Origin of the sequence: Siccirubricoccus sp. G192 (assembly GCF_019084075.1) — a bacterium.
GTDB lineage: Bacteria > Pseudomonadota > Alphaproteobacteria > Acetobacterales > Acetobacteraceae > G192.
Genome location: NZ_JAHREN010000001.1, coordinates 2810997 through 2827040 on the forward strand (window position 1 = coordinate 2810997; position 16044 = coordinate 2827040).

Sequence of the window (16044 nt, forward strand, 5' to 3'; positions counted from 1 at the left end):
CGCTCAACCGCTGGCGAAGCCCTGCACCAGGCTGCCCGCCACCAGCCGCCAGCCGTCCACCAGCACAAAGAAGATCAGCTTGAACGGCAGGGAGACCACGCTGGGCGGCAGCATCATCATGCCGAGGGACATGAGCAGGCTCGCCACCACCATGTCGATCACCAGGAAGGGCAGGAACAGCAGGAAGCCGATCTCGAAGGCACGTTTCAGCTCGCCGACCAGGAAGGCGGGCAGCAGGGCACGCCAGGGCAGTTGCTCCGGCCGCGCCTGCTCCATCACCGCCTGCGGCAATCCCGCCAGGTCGAGGAACAGCGCCAGATCGGATTCGCGCACCTGCGCCGCCATGAAGGTCCGAAAGGGTTCGGCCGCGGCGGAAAGCCCTTGCAGCTCGCCGATCCGGCCTTCCATCAGCGGCGCCAGCCCCGCCTGCCAGCTTTGTTCGAGAACCGGCTGCATCACGAACAGGGACAGGAACAGCGCGAGCCCGATCAGCACCGGGTTGGGCGGCACGCCCTGGGCGCCGATGGCGGTGCGGAGCAGCGACAGCACGATGGCGATGCGGGTGAAGGCGGTGGCCATCACCAGCAGCGAGGGTGCCAGGGAGAGCACGCCGATCAGCGCCGTCAACTGCACCAGGCGCGAGGTAGCGCCAGCCTCCCCGGCGGCGCCGAGATCGATGCTGACGCTCTGCGCCACCGCCGGCAATGCCGCGAGCGTCAGGAGCAGGGCCGTCGCCAACGCCTTCGTGGCGCATCCCGCCATCGTCTTCATGGCGCGTCCTGCCCGGGCAGCCAGCCCAGCATCTGGTCCTGGCTGCCGCCGGTCAGCAGCAGCACCTCCCGCCCATCGCAGCGGAGCAGCAGCAGGCGCCGGCGCGCATCGATCGCCAGCACCTCCTGCACCGCCAGCCGGCGGCCCTCCCGCGCCGCCAGGCCGGAAGCACGGAGGCCGCGCGCGGCGAGCCAGGCCAGCAGCAGCACACCGGCGAGCGCACTGCCTGCCTGCAACCAGATCGGGGAATCGAGGGTCATCACGCGGCCTTTTGCCTGCGTTGCGGGAGTTCAGGTGGTGCCGGGCGGCGAGGGCAAGGCAGCGGCAAGCCCGTCCACCTCCCGCGCCAGGGCTTCGAGCGCCGGGCGGAGCGGCCGCGCTGCGCCCGCCGGCAGCAATGCCACCACGGTGCAAAGCGTCGCGGCCTCGGCATCCAGTCCGGCGAGGTCGATTCGGCGGCCGCTATCCACCAGCGCGCGCGCCATGCGGATGGTGTCGTGCAGCGCCTCGACCGCGGCGAGGGCCGGCATGGTCTGTGGGCTGGCTGGGGTGCCTCGGGTCATACCCGAAGCGTCGCATCGGGAAGGTTAACAGGGGCTTACGGTCCGGTTCCGGCCGCATCGCCCCACCGCTTAACCGAATCTTCAGCGCCGCACGGGCATTGAGGAGGTCATGGACCCGACGCGCACCACCCCCGTTACCCTAGCCGAACGCCGCCTCGCCTGGCTTGAGGCGCGGCAGCGCGTGCTGGCGCAGAACATTTCCAATGCCGATACGCCCGGCTACCAGCCGCGCGACCTGCGCCCCTTTGCGCAGGTGCTGGCCGGCGCCGGGGGCATGGCGATGGTGAGCACGAATGCCGGGCACCTCGCCCCGACCCGCGGCGGCGACCCCCGCGCGCGGCCGGACCGCCTGCTCACGGAGCGGGCGCCGAACGGCAATGGCGTGACGCTCGATCGCGAGGCGCTGCGGGTCGCGGACACCGACACGGCCCATGCGCTGGCGACCGGGCTGCACCGCCGCTATCTCGGCCTGTTCCGCACGGCGCTCGGCCGTTCACAGTAGAGGGGGAAGGCAGGCAATGGATCTCGATCATGCGCTGCGCATCTCGGCCGCTGGCATGGAGGCGCAGTCGGCGCGGCTCCGGGTGGTGGCGGAGAATCTGGCGAACCGCGACAGCACCGGCGAATCACCCGGTGCCGATCCCTACCGGCGGAAGACAGTCACCTTCGGCAATCGGCTCGACCGCGCGCTGGGCACGCAAACGGTGCGGGTCTCGCGTATCGGCACTGCACCCGGGGAGTTCCCGCAGGTGCATGATCCCGCGCATCCGGCGGCGGATGCGCGGGGCTATGTCAAGCGGCCGAATGTCGACAGCCTGATCGAGATGATGGACATGCGGGAGGCGCAGCGCAGCTACAGCGCCAATCTCTCCGTCCTGGAAACCACGCGGGGCATGCTCACCCGCACCATCGAGGCGCTGCGCTGATGGCCCTGCTTGTTGCGCCCGCCCAGGTGGCGGCGGCCTATCGCACCACTTCCGCTCCGGCCGTGGGCGGTGCGGTTTCCGTGGTGCCGGGGAGCGGCTTCGGCGCCACCCTGCAACGCGCCGTGGAGGGCGCCGTGGAGGTCGGCCGCAGCGCCGATGCCGCGACCACCCAGGCGCTGCTCGGCCAGGGCAGTGTCGCCGATGTGGTGATGGCGGTCTCCCGCGCCGAGCTCACGCTGCAAACCGCGGTGGCGGTGCGCGACCGTGTCGTCTCCGCCTATCAGGACGTGATGCGCATGCCGATCTAGCCCGCGGCGGCTGTTCCGTGGCGCTGTCCGCAGGAGGCGGGCGATGACCGAGGATCCGGTGGCCTTCGCGGCGCAGGAAGCGCTGTGGATGGCGATGCAGCTTGCCGGCCCGCCGCTGCTCGCCATGCTGGCGATCGGCCTGGTGGTATCCGTGCTCCAGGCACTAACCCAGATCCAGGAACCAACGCTGGCCTTCCTGCCCAAGCTGGTGGCGATGGGGCTCGTGCTGCTGCTGCTCGGCCCCGCCATGGCGGGCTCCCTGCGCGGCTATGCGGAGGGGCTGTTCGACCGCGTGGTCGCGGTTGGCGGCCTGCCGTGAGCCCGGTGGAACTGCCCCTATTGGCCTTCCATGCGGCGCTGGTCTTCGCGCGCGTCGGGGGCGCCATGCTGCTGCTGCCGGGGCTGGGCGAGGCGGATGTGCCGGCCACCATCCGGCTCAGCCTGGTCCTGGCCCTGGTCGCGCTGCTGTTGCCCGGCCTGTCGCCGGCGCTGCCGCCGGTGCCGGGCACGGTGCCGGAGTTGCTGCGCCTGGTGCTGATCGAAACTGGGATAGGGCTTTGGCTCGGCCTGCTGGCGCGGCTGCTGGCACTGGCCATGGCGCAGGCGGGGCAGATGGCGGCGCTGATGATCGGCCTGGCCAGCCCCTTGCAGACCGATCCGCTGCTGGGCGCCCAATCCACGGCGACCGGCCGGCTCTTTGGGCTTCTGGCCGCAGCGCTGGTGCTCGGCAGTGGGCTCTATGCGCTGCCGCTGCGCGCCCTTGCCGGCAGCTATGCCCTGCTGCCGCCCGGTGGGGACTTGCCGTTGGGCGCCGGGGCCGAATCGGTCGCGCTGGGAGTGGCGGAGAGTTTCGGCCTCGCCCTGCGGCTGGCGGCGCCGCTGGTGCTGGCGGCGGTGCTCGGGCAATTGGCGCTTGGCCTGCTGGCACGGCTGGCGCCGCAGGTACAGATCTTCGCCGTCGCGGCGCCGGGGCAGCTTCTGGCGGGGTTGCTGCTCCTGGTCCTGGTGTTGCCGGCCTTGCTCTCCACCTGGGCGACGGCGACGCGCGAGGGTTTCCTGGCCCTGCCGGGACTGCACTGAACCATGGCGGAAGGCGGCGCGCAGGAAGGCGAGGACCGCACGGAAGCCGCAACCCCGAAGCGCCTGGAACGGGCGCGGGAGCAGGGGCAGGTGCCGCTGTCGCGGGAGGCGGTGGGCTTCGCCACCCTGCTCGGCGCCACATTGGCGGCCGCCTTTGCGCTGCCGCTGCTCGGGATGCACTGGCTGCGGACCATGCGGGACCTGCTGAGCGTGGCCGATCCGGGCGGGACCGCGGCAGTGGCGCTCAACCTGCTGCGGGCCGCGGCACTGGCTCTGCTGCCGGTGCTGGCGGCCACCGCGCTGGCGGCCATCCTGGCCACCATGGCGCAGACCGGCGGATTGGTCCGGGGCAAGGCACTGGTGCCGGATGCCTCGCGGCTGAACCCGATTGCGGCACTGAAGCGGCTATTCGGCCCCAAGGGGCTGGCCGAATTGCTGAAGACCCTGATGAAGCTGGGCTTGGTTGGGTTGGTGCTCTGGCGGGCGGTGGACCTGCGGGGGTTGCAGGCGGCGCTGCATCTGCCCGCCGGGGCGCTGCTGGAGGAAGCGGGGCGTGGCGCCCTGCGGCTGCTGGTGGCCATGCTCGGCGCCTTCGCATTGATCGCCGCGCTCGATCTGGGCTGGGTGCGCTGGCAGCACCATCGGCAAATGCGCATGAGCCGGCAGGACATGCGGGAGGAGATGCGCGAGAGCGAGGGCGACCCGCAGGTGAAGGGCCGGCTCCGGCGGCTGCGCGAAAGCCGGGCGCGGCGCCGGATGCTGGCGGCGGTGCCGAAGGCGGCAGTGGTCATAACGAATCCGACCCATTACGCTGTCGCCCTGGCCTATGACCAGGCGCAGGCGGCGGCGCCGCGGCTGGTGGCCAAGGGGGTTGATGCGATGGCGGCACGTATCCGCGCGGCGGCCGAGGAGCATGGGGTGCCGATCGTCGCCAGCCCGCCACTGGCCCGGGCCCTGTACCGGCTGGAGACGGATACCGAGATCCCGCCGGAACACTGGCAGGCGGTGGCGGAAATCATCGCCTATGTCTGGCGCCTGCGGGGCCAGGCCGGGATTCGTGCCGGTGGCTGAGCACCGCCTGTTCCGCCGCCGCTCGCCGCCTGCCGCCGCCGGAGCCTTCCGGCTGTTGTTCGAGGCCGCGCCGGAGGGCATGGCGCTGCTGGACCCAGAGGGCCGCATCCGCATGGCCAACCCGGCGCTCGGCCGCCTGGTTGGGCCGACAGTGGCTTTGCGGCCGGGGCTGCCTGCGGTGCAGTTGGTCGCCCTGCCGCAGCGCCAGGCGCTGGCCGCCCGGATCGCCGCTGCCGGAATGCCCGAAGCGGCGCCGCTGCTGGTGGTGCCGGCCGACTCGGCGGCGCCCGAGGATACGGAATGGGCACTGCATTGCGAGGCCCTGCCGGCGCTCGATGGCGACGGCCCCGCCCTGCTGCTGCGCGTCACCGACCGGACCCCGCAGCGCCGGGCGGAGGCGCGGCTCGCCGGTGCGGCACGGCTGGAGACGGTGGGCCGGCTGGCCGGCGGGATCGCGCATGATTTCAACAACCTTCTGGCCGCCATCCTGGGCAGTGCCGAGGCGATGCGGGCCGCCGGCCTGCCCGCCGCCGCCGCCGCGGAACTCGGCCGGATCGAGGATGCAGCGCAGCGCGGCGCGGGGCTGGTCCGGCAATTGCTGGCCTTCGCCCGGCAGCAGCGGCTGCAGCCCCGCATCCTCGACCTGAACGCGGCGGTCTCGGGCCTGGCGCCCTTGTTGCGCCGGCTGCTGGGCGAGGGCGTGCAACTCGACCTGGCGCTGGAGGTGCCGGGGCGCTGCGTGCGCGTCGATCCCGCGCAACTCGACCAGGTGATCCTGAATCTGGCGGTGAATGCGCGGGAAGCGATGCCGGGGGGCGGGCGGCTCCGCATCGCCACGGGTCGTGCCGTGGTTCTGCGCCTGGAGGGCGAGGGGCCGGCCGGCCTGCCGCCGGGGCGCTATGCGGTGCTGGAGGTTTCGGATACCGGCTGCGGCATTCCGCCGGAGACGCTGCCGCGCCTCTTCGAGCCCTTCTTCACGACCCGGCCGGACAAAGGCGGCACCGGCCTTGGCCTGGCCACGGTGCAGGGAATCGTCGCGCAGTCCGGCGGCCATATCACGGTCGAGAGCCGGCCGGGCGAGGGCAGCACCTTCCGTATCCATCTGCCGCGCCAGGAGGCCGTGACGGCACCGGTGGCGCCGGCGCCGGCCACCCCTCTCGCTGGCAGCGGTGGCGGGCGCATCCTGCTGGTCGAGGATGAGGCGCCGCTCCGGCGACTGGCGGCGCTGCTGCTGCAGCGGGCGGGGCATGAGGTGCTGGCGGCCGAGAGTGCCGAGGCCGCCTTGGGATTGCTGGCGGATTCGCCACCGCCCGATGCGCTGGTCAGCGATGTGGCGATGCCGGGCCAGGATGGGCTGGAGCTTGCCCGCGACCTCCGCTCCCGCTGGCCGGGGCTGCCGGTGGTGCTGCTGTCGGGCTATGCCGAATCCGCACTGGGCCATGATCCGGAGGGTGAGGGGATGCGGTTCCTGCACAAGCCCTATGCCCCGGCGGAGCTTCTGGCGGCCCTGGCATCGGTGCTCCGACCAGCCTCGGCAGCGGCCGCATGAGGCTGCGGCGAGAGGCTTCGTGTTTCCTAAATGTTCTTGTTTTCGGGCGGCGATGGGGGCATATTCCTGGTCTTGCCTGAGATTGGGCATGCGGGATTCGGGCCTGCCCCTGTTCCAGCACCACGCGTCGGCGTGCTAAGGTGATGGGTAATGCAACCCTGATCCTTTCGCGTAATGGTTGAGGCGTGCGGCGGTTGGGACAGGGGCGACCCCAGAGGCGGGATATCCAGAATGGACAAGGGAAAGGCGCTCGACGCCGCGCTCGGCCAGATCGAACGGGCCTTCGGCAAGGGCTCGATCATGCGCATGGGCGCGCGGCAGGCGCAGGATGGCGAGATCGAGGTGATCTCGACCGGTTCGCTCGGCCTTGACATCGCGCTCGGCATCGGTGGCGTGCCCAGGGGCCGCATCATCGAGATCTACGGGCCGGAAAGCTCAGGCAAGACCACGCTCGCGCTGCATGTGATCTCGGAGGCGCAGAAGAAGGGCGGCACCTGCGCCTTCATCGATGCCGAGCATGCGCTCGACCCGGGCTATGCGAAGAAGCTCGGCGTCGATGTGGACAATCTGCTCATCAGCCAGCCCGATGCTGGCGAGCAGGCGCTGGAGATCGCCGACACGCTGGTGCGCTCGGGCGCGGTGGATGTGCTGGTGGTGGACAGCGTCGCCGCCCTGGTGCCCCGCGCCGAGCTCGAGGGCGAGATGGGCGACAGCCATGTCGGCCTGCATGCCCGGCTGATGAGCCAGGCGCTGCGCAAGCTCACCGGCTCGGTCTCGCGTTCCAACACGCTGCTGATCTTTCTGAACCAGATCCGCCTGAAGATCGGCGTGATGTTCGGCAACCCGGAGACCACCACGGGCGGCAATGCGTTGAAATTCTACGCCTCGATCCGCATGGAGATCCGCCGCACCGGCTCCATCAAGGACCGCGACAACGTGGTCGGCAATTCCACCCGGGTGAAGGTGGCCAAGAACAAGATGGCGCCGCCTTTCCGGCAGGTGGAATTCGACATCATGTTCGGCGAGGGCATCTCCAAGCTCGGCGAGCTGATCGATCTTGGCGTCAAGGCAGGCGTGGTGGAGAAGTCCGGCGCCTGGTTCAGCTGCGACGGGCAGCGGATCGGCCAGGGGCGGGAGAATCCCAAGCAGTTCCTGCGGGACAACCCGGAAGTGGCGCAATCCATCGAGGCCCGTATCCGGGCCCAGGCCGGGATCGTGGCCAATGCCATGCTGGTCGGCGAGAATGAGGAGAGCGACGAGGCCGCGGCCGCCGAGTAGCCGGGCCGCGGAAGCTCCGCCGAAGCGAACGGGCGCCCAAGGGCGCCCGTTCCGAATTCACGCCGCCCCGCGACCTGGCCTCACGCCGCTCCGCGGCTGCGGCCGGACGGGTCGTTTGCCGCTTTCTTGCCCATCGCAGCCGGGTTGACCTCCCGCTCGGCCAAGCCTGTCAGCAACTCGTCGGTGTCCTTCTCCTCCTGCAGGGTCTGCCCCAGCAGCTCGGCAGCCTTGGTCTCGCCCATGGCCTTCAGCATGGCGCAGAGCGTGCCATAGGCGGCGATCTCGTAATGCTCCACCTTCTGCGCGGCGGCGATCAGCGCGGCGTCGAGCACCGGGCCCTCGTCGATCGTCGATGATCTCCTCGCCTTCCTCCACCAGGCCCTCCATGGCCTCGCAGGTTTCCCCCTCGGGCTCGATCCCGAGGATCTTGCAGGCTTCTTCCAGCCGCTCGACCTGCTTCTGGGTTTGTTGCAGGTGCTTCTGGAAAGCCTGTTTCAGGCTTGGGGTCGAGGCCGCCTCCTCCATCTGCGGCAGGGCCTCCAGGATCTGTGTTTCGGCGCTGTAGGTATCCTGCAACTCCATGGTCAGCAGGTCCTTGATCGTGTCGGCCACGGGCGATCTCCTATCCAGGCTCTTTGGGATGCGACAGGGCAAGGGCGCCGGCCTGACCGGGAGCCCTGCCCCCGCCCGGGGTGGAACGGGCCGCGCCGCGGGGGGTTGCGGCGCCCGGCGGAACGTCACGCGCCGGCGGCCCCGGCCTGAACGGGCGGCGCCCCTCGACGCCCCCGGCGCCGCAGGCTAGAGGCAGGGTGCCCCCATCGCCGAGACTGCGGTGGGGCCAAGGACGGGACCCCAAGGGGCGAAGAGCGACCGGCGATGACCAGCAGCAACGATATCCGCGCGACCTTCCTCGATTATTTCGCCCGCAACGGCCATGCGGTGGTCGAGAGCTCGCCACTGGTGCCGCGCAACGACCCCACGCTGATGTTCGCCAATAGCGGCATGGTGCAGTTCAAGAATGTCTTCACGGGGCAGGAGCGGCGCCCTTATGTGCGGGCCACCACGGCGCAGAAATGCGTCCGCGCCGGCGGCAAGCACAACGACCTCGACAATGTCGGCTACACCGCCCGGCACCACACCTTCTTCGAGATGCTGGGCAATTTCAGCTTCGGCGACTACTTCAAGGAACAGGCCATCGCCTATGCCTGGGAGCTGCTCACAAAGGACTTCACCCTGCCGAAGGACCGTCTGCTGGTCACGGTCTTCTCCGAGGATGAGGACGCCGCCGCCTACTGGAAGCGGGTCGCCGGCCTGCCGGACAGCCGCATCATCCGCATCCCGACCTCCGACAATTTCTGGCGCATGGGCGATACCGGCCCCTGCGGCCCCTGTTCCGAGATCTTCTTCGACCACGGGGAGACGATCCCCGGCGGCCCGCCTGGCAGCGCGGATGAGGATGGCGACCGCTTCGTCGAGATCTGGAACCTGGTCTTCATGCAGTTCGAGGAAGGCCCGCCCGGCACCCGCGTGCCGCTGCCGCGCCCCTCGATCGATACCGGCATGGGGCTGGAGCGCTTCGCCGCCATCCTCCAGGGCAAGCACGACAACTATGATACGGACACGCTGCGCGCCCTGATCCTCGCCTCCGCCGAGGCCACCGGGACGGACCCCGATGGCCGCTGGCGGATCAGCCATCGCGTGGTGGCCGACCACCTCCGGGCCGGCGCCTTCCTGATCGCCGATGGCGTCCTGCCCTCGAACGAGGGCCGCGGCTATGTGCTGCGCCGCATCCTTCGCCGCGCCATGCGGCATGCGCATATGATGGGCTCGCGCGAGCCCCTGCTGCACCGGCTGGTCCCGGCGCTGGTCCGCCAGATGGGCGCCGCCTATCCCGAACTGGTCCGCGCCGAGCCGCTCATCACCGAGACGCTGAAGCTGGAGGAAACCCGCTTCCGCTCGCTGCTGGAACGCGGGTTGCACCTGCTCGGCGACGAAACCGCGCGGCTCGGCGAGGGCGGCACCCTGCCCGGCGATGTGGCCTTCCGCCTCTACGACACCTATGGCTTCCCGCTCGACCTGACGCAGGATGCGCTGCGGAGCGAGGGCCGCGCCGTGGATGTCGCCGGCTTCGAGGCGGCCATGGCCGAGCAGCGCAGGCGCGCCCGCGCGGCCTGGGCCGGCAGCGGCGAGGCGGCGACCGAGAGCCTCTGGTTCGACGTGAAGGAGCAGGTCGGCGCCACCGAATTCCTCGGCTACACGACGGAGACGGCCGAGGCCGAGATCCTGGCCCTGGTGATGGACGGCAAGCTGGTGGAGAGCGCGCCGGTCGGGGCCGAGGTGGCGGTGGTGCTGAACCAGACGCCCTTCTATGCCGAAAGCGGCGGCCAGGTCGGCGATGCCGGGCTGATCTCGGCCGGCGAGGCCTGCCGGATCGTGGTGCGCGACACCCAAAAGAAGCTGGGCGATGTCTTCGTGCATCTCGGCACCGTCGCCCATGGCGAGGCCCGGCCGGGCCTGGCGGTGCAGGCGGAGGTGGACCACAGGCGCCGTGGCAGCATCCGCGCGCATCATTCCGCGACGCATCTGCTGCATGAGGCGCTGCGCCGCCGCCTCGGCCCGCATGTCTCGCAGAAGGGCAGCCTGAACGCGCCGGACCGGCTGCGCTTCGATGTCTCGCAGCCGACGCCGATGGCCGCCACCGACCTCGCCTGGGTGGAGGCGGAGGTGAATACCCGCATCCGCGAGAATGCCGAGGTCGTCACCCGGCTGATGACGCCGGAGGCGGCGGTCGAGGCCGGTGCCATGGCGCTCTTCGGCGAGAAATACGGCGAGGAGGTCCGCGTCGTCGGCATGGGCCATGATCCGGCTGCCGCCGAGAAGCACGGCGTCTATTCGCTGGAGCTTTGCGGTGGCACGCATGTGCGGCGCACCGGCGATATCGGCCTATTCAAGATCGTCTCCGAGGGCGCCGTCGCCGCAGGGGTCCGCCGGGTCGAGGCGGTGACGGGCGAGGCCGCGCTGGCACTGGTGGAGGCGGCCGAGCAGCGGCTGCAGGACACCGCGGCGGCGCTGCGGGTCCCACCGGCCGAGGTGCCGGCCCGCGTCGCCGCGCTGCTGGAGGATCGCCGCAAGCTGGAGCGCGAGGTGGCGGAGCTTCGCAAGAAGCTCGCCACCGGCGGCGGCGCGGCCGAGGTTGAGCAACTGGCCGGGCTGCGCGTGGCGCTCAGGAACCTCGGCGAGATTCCGGCGCGTGATCTGAAGGGTGTGGCCGAGGCCATCCTGAAGGGCGGCACCGCCGACCTGGCGGCGCTAGTCTCGACCGCCGAGGGCAAGGCCAGCATCGTCGTCGCAGTGGGCGAGGCGGCGCGCGGCCGGGCCGATGCCGTGGCCCTGGTGCGGGCCGCCAGTGCCGCGGTCGGCGGCAAGGGCGGCGGCGGCCGGCCGGACATGGCGCAGGCCGGCGGACCGGAGGCGGAGAAGGCCGATGCGGCGCTGGCGGCGGTGCGGGACCTGCTGACCGCCGCCTGATCCGCCGGCAAGGCATTCTTCATCCCTGCCGGTGCAGAAGCCTTGCCGGCATGGTGGAATTGCTTGGCATCCTCCTGGCGTTGCTGCTGGCCGGGCTGGCTTCGCTGGGGCTCCGCCTGCTGCGCGCGCTGCGGCGGCGCTTGGCTTGGCTGCGGCGTGGCGGGACGCCCCGCTGCGAAGCATGGCGTCGGACGGGGCGGCTCGGCACGGCGCGGGCGCTCGGCCGTTCCCAAGCTGCGCGTATCGCTCTGCTGACGGCGGAACTGGAACGCACCCGCCTTGCTCTGCGGCTGGCGGAGGCCGACCGGAGGCGGGGGAACGAGGCCATGGCGAATGACCGGTTCCGCCGCGCCAAACGCGCCTTCGCGCTGCGCTTCCACCCCGACCGTTTCGCCGCCTCCGGCCCCGAGCGGGCCCTGCGCCGGGCGATCTTCCAGGAGTTCTGGGCCGAGCTGCGACGGATCGAGCGCGGCTGAGCCGGATGCTATCTTTCCTGCAAGGCCTCCCGCACCACCGAGCGGAATTCCCTGCGGTGCAGTTCCTGCACCACCCAGAAGGTCGCGGCCATCAGGGCCAGCGGGTGCAGCAGCCAGGCCAGGGCGGCCAGGCCGAAGTAATAGGCCCGCAGCCCGGTGTTGAAATGGCGGGCGCCGCGGTTGGCGACCTTCGCCGCCATCTCCGCATGCAGCAGCGCTCCCGCCCCTTCCGGGCCGGCGCCGATGCCGCCGATCACGATGGAGCAGTAGTTGAACTGCCGCAGCGCCCAGGTGAGCTCGAAGAAGGCGCGGACGAAGATCAGGATCAGCAGCGCCACCTTCACCTCCCAGGCGGCGGCATCCGGCACCGCCGCGAAGGGCAGGGCGCCGAACACGCGCGCGCCGAGTTCCGGGCTGCCGAGCATCGCCACCAGCCCGCCCAGGATGAAGATGGCGGTATTGGCCAGGAAGGAGGTGCTGTTCATCAGGTTGCCGATGATGTTCGTATCCATGATGCGGTTGTCCCGCGTCGTCATGGTCCGCATCCAGCGGCGGCGATGCTCGTCCATTGCGGCGATGACGCTGCGGTGGTGGATGCGTGGGATGCGGTCGACCAGCAGCGCATAGCCGGACCAGCAGCCGACGAAGACCAGGAAGGCGGCCCAATCGAGCAGCGAGAGCGACAGCATCGGGCGGGTCCGGCCTTCCACATGGGCGGTTGGTGGCCGCATCCTGGCGATGGGCCGCGGCCTTCATACCGGTGGCGCAGCACAACCGCATCGGGAATCGCAAGGGCGGCGGAAGCGCCATCCGCCGCAGCCGACGCGTCATGCCACTGTGCGGCAGAGGCCCGCTTCAGACCCGCCGGTTCACGCCGAAGGAGGTCTGCCCCGCCGGACCGGGCGCCTGGCCGCTCTGCCCGTGTTCCCGCTCGCCCTTCGGGCCGCCATGGGCATGGGCGCGGCTGCCATGCGGCGCCCCGTCATCGGGCCGGCCGAAGGCGGCCCCTGCATCGGGGTCCAGGGTGAGGCGCCGTGCCACCTCCACCTCATCGAGCCAGGCCGATTCCGCCTGCGCCGCCGGCATCGAGAGCCGGACCACGCCGCCATCCAGCCCGGCGACGGTGGAGAGCGGCAGCCAGTGATGGCCACCGCCGGCGCCGGGGTCGTTCCGCATCAGCTTGATGAAATCGCCCTCCACCCGGTCCACCGTGCCGAGCGGCCTTCCGTCGCTGCCGGTGACGGGCATGTGGTCCCGGATCTCGCCGCGGGCGATCCGTGCTGCATCGGCCATGCTGTTCCTCCTGCCGCCGGGGTCCCTCCAGAACGGCGCCAGGCCCGATGGGATGCAGGAGCGGAGGAATCTTGTCAGCCCGCCTCCGCCGCCCGCAGCCGCGCCAGCATCGGCGCCGCCGCCTCACGCGGCAGGAAGTAGAAGGTGAAGACATAGGGATCAGAGGCTTCGAAGACCGCCGGATTCGGGCTGGCGCGCTGCATGGCGGCGCGGTCGAAAGCCGCCATGGGCCGCCAGTCGCCCCAGAATTCCCAGAAGCCCTCATAGCCCAGCGCGTCCAGCCAGGCCGGCACCGCCCAGGTGGAGCCCGGCCGGTGCCGCTCCTCGATCTCGATGGAGAGGATGGGGCGGCAGCGCAGCAGCGTCTCCCGCCCGCCACGCAGCACCTCGTATTCCCCGCCCTCGGCATCCAGCTTCACGGCGGTGAGGTCGATGAGGCCGAATTCGTCGAGGCGGCGCAGCGGCACGGTATGGCGCTGCTCCGTCACCCGCGCATCCTGGAGGCCGGCATAGCCCTTGGTGGTGGAGGCCCATTGCTCCTGCGGCACGCCATCCAGCACCGGCAGGGTCAGGGTGATCTCGCCGCGATGGTCGCCCAGCGCCTCCTGCCGCAATCCCACATTCGCCGCCGTGCCGACCGCCGCGCGAAGACGGACGAAGGCGCTGGGCAGCGGCTCGAAGGCCAATACGCGGGAGGCGGGGAGGGCGGCGAAGGGCAGGGTGAAGGCGCCGTCATGCGCGCCGACATCCAGCAGCGTGCCGGGGCGGTGGAGGGTGCGGTGGAAAGCGAGTTCGTCCATCAGCCCTGTTTCGCCCGCAGCACGCGGTAGCGCCCGGTCTCGATCTGCGCCCCGGTGACAAGGCCGGTGACGGCGCTGCCGCCATCGAGATTGAGCCGGCCCTCCGCCAGCACATGCGGATCCTCGAGGCCGGTGAAGGGGCGCTGCTTGGCCGGCGGGGTATGGCCATGCACCACCAGGCGCCCGCCGAACCCGCCCTTCCAGTCGAGGAAGCCGCCCGTGATCCAGGCCCAGTGGCGCGGCTTGGCCGCGAGGGTCTTCCAGGGCAGGGCGAGGAAGGCCGCGCTGTCCTGCGCCGGGTCCAGCCCGCCATGCACGAAGACCAGGTTGCCGAGCGCGAGATGGGAGCGGAGCGCCCGCAGCCGCGCCACCACCGCCTCGCCAAAGGCATCGCGCAGCAGCGTGGCATCGGGCATCGCTGCCGATCGGCCGGCCTCGGCCCGCATCTCCGCCAGCATCGTGCCGCCATCCAGCGACAGCCACAGATCGCGTGCTGCCGCTGCTGCCTCTGGCCCCGCCTCGCCGCAGGCGAGCAGCAGAAGCTGCTCATGATTACCCATCAGCCGCTCGACCCGGGCGATGCCCGGTGCGGGCTCCACCGTCGCCCAGCGGCGGAGCGCGCCGATGCTGTCCGGACCGCGGTCGATGAGATCGCCGAGGAAGACCAGGCGTTTCGGCGTCCCGAGTCCGGCGGCGAGCAGCGGCGTGCAGCCATGCACGTCGCCGACCGCGAAGACGGTCTCGCCCCGGGTATCGGTGGGCGCCTCGGTCCAGGGGCCGATAGCGAAGGCGGTCATGGCACGGCGGCCGAGATCGCCGCATTCATGGCGCGCACGCCGGCCGCCGGGCCTTCCGGGTGGTTCCAGACCGCGCCGATCACCGCCAGGAAATCCGCCCCGGCCCGGACCAGCGGCGCGCAATTCGCCGCGGTGATGCCGCCGATGGCCACCGAGGGCAGTTCGAACATCTCGCTCCACCATTCCAGGATGTCCGGGGCGGCGTGGTGCTGGACCTGCTTGGTATCGGTGGGGAAGAAGGCGCCGAAGGCGACGTAGTCCGCACCCACCTCGCCCGCCTCCATGGCCAGGTGGCGGGAGGCGTGGCAGGTGATGCCGAGCATCCGGTCCGGCCCCAGCAGGCGCCGCCCCTCCGCATGGTTGCCGTCCTCCTGCCCGAGATGCGCGCCGTCGCAGCCCGTCGCCACCGCGAGATCGGCACGGTCGTTCATGATCACCGCCACGTCGCGGGACCGCGCCACCGGCAGCAGTGCATCCGTGGCGCGGCGGATGGCGTCGTCATCCGCCGCCTTCAGCCGGATCTGCAGCGCCGCGACATCGCCGGCATCGAGCGCCCGGGCGAGATCCCCGGCGAAGCGGGCGGGCTCGAAGGCGGGCGGGGTGACCAAATACAAACGGCAGCGCGGGGTCTCCGCGCTGCCGTTCGCCGACCCGGACGGGCCGCCCGGCATCAGCCGACCGGAGACTTGTAGATGTCGATGATGTCGGCCAGCAGCCGCAGCGCCTCCGGCTTCGGCCGCTGGAAGGTGTTGCGGCCGATGATGGAGCCGTTGCCGCCGCCCTTGTGGATGCCGCGGGCCATGTCCTGGATGCTGTCGGCGGTGCCGGCCTCGCCGCCCGAGAAGACCACCAGGCGCCGGCCGCCGAAGCAGGCCTGCACCACATGCGCGATCCGGCCGGAGAGGCTGCCGATCTCGGGCACCGGGCTCTTCTCATAGGTCTTCTTGGCGGCATCGAGGAAGATCGCCTCGGTCGGCGGCTTCACCTTGATGATATGGGCGCCCAGCAGCGCCGCCATATGCGCGGCATAGGCGCAGATATCGAGGGCGGTCTCGCCGGTCTTGTCCAGCATCGGGCCGCGCGGATAGCTCCAGACCACCACGGCGAGGCCGACCGACTTGGCCTCCTCGGCCAGTTCCCGCAGCTCCTCCATCATCTCGAACTGGTATTCACTGGAGGGGTAGATGGTGAAGCCGATGGCGGAACAGCCGAGCCGCAGCGCATCCGACACCGAACCCGTCACCGCCTGGTCCTTGGTGGTGGAGAGGCTGTTGCTGCTGTTCACCTTCAGGATGGTCGGGATGGCGCCGGCATAGCTGGCGGCGCCGGCCTCGATCATGCCGAGCGGCGCGGCATAGGCGTTCAGCCCCGCCTCGATCGCCAGCTCGAAATGGTAGCGCGGGTCATAGGCCGCCGGATTCGGCGCGAAGCTGCGGGCCGGGCCATGCTCGAAACCCTGGTCGACCGGCAGGATCACCATGCGGCCGGTGCCGCCGAGCCGTCCTTCCATCAGGATGCGGGCGAGATTCGCCTTGGTGCCGGGATTGTCGCTCTCATACCAGGAGAGGATCTCTTTCACCTTGGGCGTGAGCTGCATCGGAACA

19 protein-coding genes and 1 pseudogene are annotated in these 16044 nt (G+C 70.9%); 10 read left to right on the forward strand and 10 right to left on the reverse strand.

Features of this window, described 5'->3' with window-relative positions; genetic code table 11:
- Positions 1-3 precede the first annotated feature (3 nt).
- From fliP to KSF81_RS13450, 3 genes are read right to left on the reverse strand one after another with little or no spacing between them, the layout of a single operon-like run.
- Positions 4-771 (reverse strand): flagellar type III secretion system pore protein FliP, encoded by a 768-nt coding sequence (fliP, locus tag KSF81_RS13440; protein WP_375293328.1) that lies wholly within the window; start codon positions 769-771, stop codon positions 4-6.
- Positions 768-1031, reverse strand: a complete 264-nt coding sequence (locus KSF81_RS13445) for a flagellar biosynthetic protein FliO (RefSeq protein WP_217379418.1) — start codon at positions 1029-1031, stop codon at positions 768-770. Before KSF81_RS13445 ends, fliP begins: the two co-directional genes overlap by 4 nt.
- A gap of 30 nt (positions 1032-1061) precedes the next feature.
- On the reverse strand, positions 1062-1301 hold the full coding sequence (locus tag KSF81_RS13450) for a hypothetical protein (protein ID WP_217379419.1): 240 nt from the start codon (positions 1299-1301) through the stop codon (positions 1062-1064).
- 142 nt (positions 1302-1443) lie between these two features.
- On the opposite strand from KSF81_RS13450, the gene KSF81_RS13455 reads away from it, so the two are divergent.
- The 8 genes from KSF81_RS13455 (at position 1444) to recA (ending at position 7546) form a co-directional block, all read left to right on the forward strand.
- Complete coding sequence (locus KSF81_RS13455; protein ID WP_217379420.1) at positions 1444-1836, forward strand: flagellar basal body protein; 393 nt, start codon at positions 1444-1446, stop codon at positions 1834-1836.
- Positions 1837-1852: 16 nt separating this feature from the next.
- A complete protein-coding gene (flgC, locus tag KSF81_RS13460; RefSeq protein ID WP_217379421.1) occupies positions 1853-2260 on the forward strand; it encodes a flagellar basal body rod protein FlgC in 408 nt (135 codons plus the stop codon).
- Positions 2260-2568, forward strand: coding sequence for a flagellar hook-basal body complex protein FliE (locus tag KSF81_RS13465; protein ID WP_217379422.1), 309 nt, complete (start codon positions 2260-2262; stop codon positions 2566-2568). Before flgC ends, KSF81_RS13465 begins: the two co-directional genes overlap by 1 nt.
- Before the next feature lie 43 nt (positions 2569-2611).
- Positions 2612-2887: a flagellar biosynthetic protein FliQ gene (locus tag KSF81_RS13470; RefSeq protein ID WP_217379423.1), complete on the forward strand. Its 276-nt coding sequence runs from the start codon at positions 2612-2614 to the stop codon at positions 2885-2887.
- Positions 2884-3648, forward strand: coding sequence for a flagellar biosynthetic protein FliR (locus KSF81_RS13475; RefSeq protein WP_309139556.1), 765 nt, complete (start codon positions 2884-2886; stop codon positions 3646-3648). Before KSF81_RS13470 ends, KSF81_RS13475 begins: the two co-directional genes overlap by 4 nt.
- Before the next feature lie 3 nt (positions 3649-3651).
- Complete coding sequence (locus tag KSF81_RS13480) at positions 3652-4719, forward strand: flagellar biosynthesis protein FlhB (RefSeq protein WP_217379424.1); 1068 nt, start codon at positions 3652-3654, stop codon at positions 4717-4719.
- Positions 4712-6268 carry an ATP-binding protein gene (locus KSF81_RS13485; protein ID WP_217379425.1) on the forward strand — a complete coding sequence of 519 codons (1557 nt, stop codon included), beginning with the start codon at positions 4712-4714 and terminating at the stop codon, positions 6266-6268. Before KSF81_RS13480 ends, KSF81_RS13485 begins: the two co-directional genes overlap by 8 nt.
- A 231-nt stretch (positions 6269-6499) precedes the next feature.
- Positions 6500-7546, forward strand: coding sequence for a recombinase RecA (gene recA, locus KSF81_RS13490; protein ID WP_217379426.1), 1047 nt, complete (start codon positions 6500-6502; stop codon positions 7544-7546).
- 80 nt (positions 7547-7626) lie between these two features.
- On the opposite strand, the pseudogene KSF81_RS13495 reads toward recA, so the two are convergent.
- Positions 7627-8128, reverse strand: a pseudogene (locus KSF81_RS13495) (ferritin-like domain-containing protein).
- Between the two features lie 294 nt (positions 8129-8422).
- Here KSF81_RS13495 and alaS point away from each other — a divergent pair.
- Both alaS and KSF81_RS13505 read left to right on the forward strand, forming a co-directional pair.
- The gene (gene alaS / locus KSF81_RS13500; protein WP_217379427.1) at positions 8423-11074 is read left to right on the forward strand and encodes an alanine--tRNA ligase; all 2652 of its coding nucleotides are present in this window, start codon (positions 8423-8425) and stop codon (positions 11072-11074) included.
- A gap of 50 nt (positions 11075-11124) precedes the next feature.
- On the forward strand, positions 11125-11550 hold the full coding sequence (locus KSF81_RS13505; RefSeq protein WP_217379428.1) for a hypothetical protein: 426 nt from the start codon (positions 11125-11127) through the stop codon (positions 11548-11550).
- Positions 11551-11558: 8 nt separating this feature from the next.
- Here KSF81_RS13505 and KSF81_RS13510 read toward each other — a convergent pair whose 3' ends face one another.
- The 6 genes from KSF81_RS13510 to KSF81_RS13535 form a co-directional block, all read right to left on the reverse strand.
- Positions 11559-12239 carry a DUF599 domain-containing protein gene (locus KSF81_RS13510; protein WP_217379429.1) on the reverse strand — a complete coding sequence of 227 codons (681 nt, stop codon included), beginning with the start codon at positions 12237-12239 and terminating at the stop codon, positions 11559-11561.
- Between the two features lie 166 nt (positions 12240-12405).
- Positions 12406-12843, reverse strand: coding sequence for a DUF2171 domain-containing protein (locus tag KSF81_RS13515; protein WP_217379430.1), 438 nt, complete (start codon positions 12841-12843; stop codon positions 12406-12408).
- 74 nt (positions 12844-12917) lie between these two features.
- Positions 12918-13643 carry an FkbM family methyltransferase gene (locus KSF81_RS13520; RefSeq protein WP_217379431.1) on the reverse strand — a complete coding sequence of 242 codons (726 nt, stop codon included), beginning with the start codon at positions 13641-13643 and terminating at the stop codon, positions 12918-12920.
- Positions 13643-14440, reverse strand: coding sequence for a metallophosphoesterase (locus KSF81_RS13525; protein ID WP_217379432.1), 798 nt, complete (start codon positions 14438-14440; stop codon positions 13643-13645). The genes KSF81_RS13520 and KSF81_RS13525 overlap by 1 nt, the downstream gene beginning before the upstream one ends.
- Positions 14437-15111: a thiamine phosphate synthase gene (gene thiE / locus KSF81_RS13530; protein ID WP_217379433.1), complete on the reverse strand. Its 675-nt coding sequence runs from the start codon at positions 15109-15111 to the stop codon at positions 14437-14439. The genes KSF81_RS13525 and thiE overlap by 4 nt, the downstream gene beginning before the upstream one ends.
- A complete protein-coding gene (locus tag KSF81_RS13535) occupies positions 15111-16037 on the reverse strand; it encodes a class I fructose-bisphosphate aldolase (RefSeq protein WP_217379434.1) in 927 nt (308 codons plus the stop codon). The genes thiE and KSF81_RS13535 overlap by 1 nt, the downstream gene beginning before the upstream one ends.
- Positions 16038-16044 lie beyond the last annotated feature (7 nt).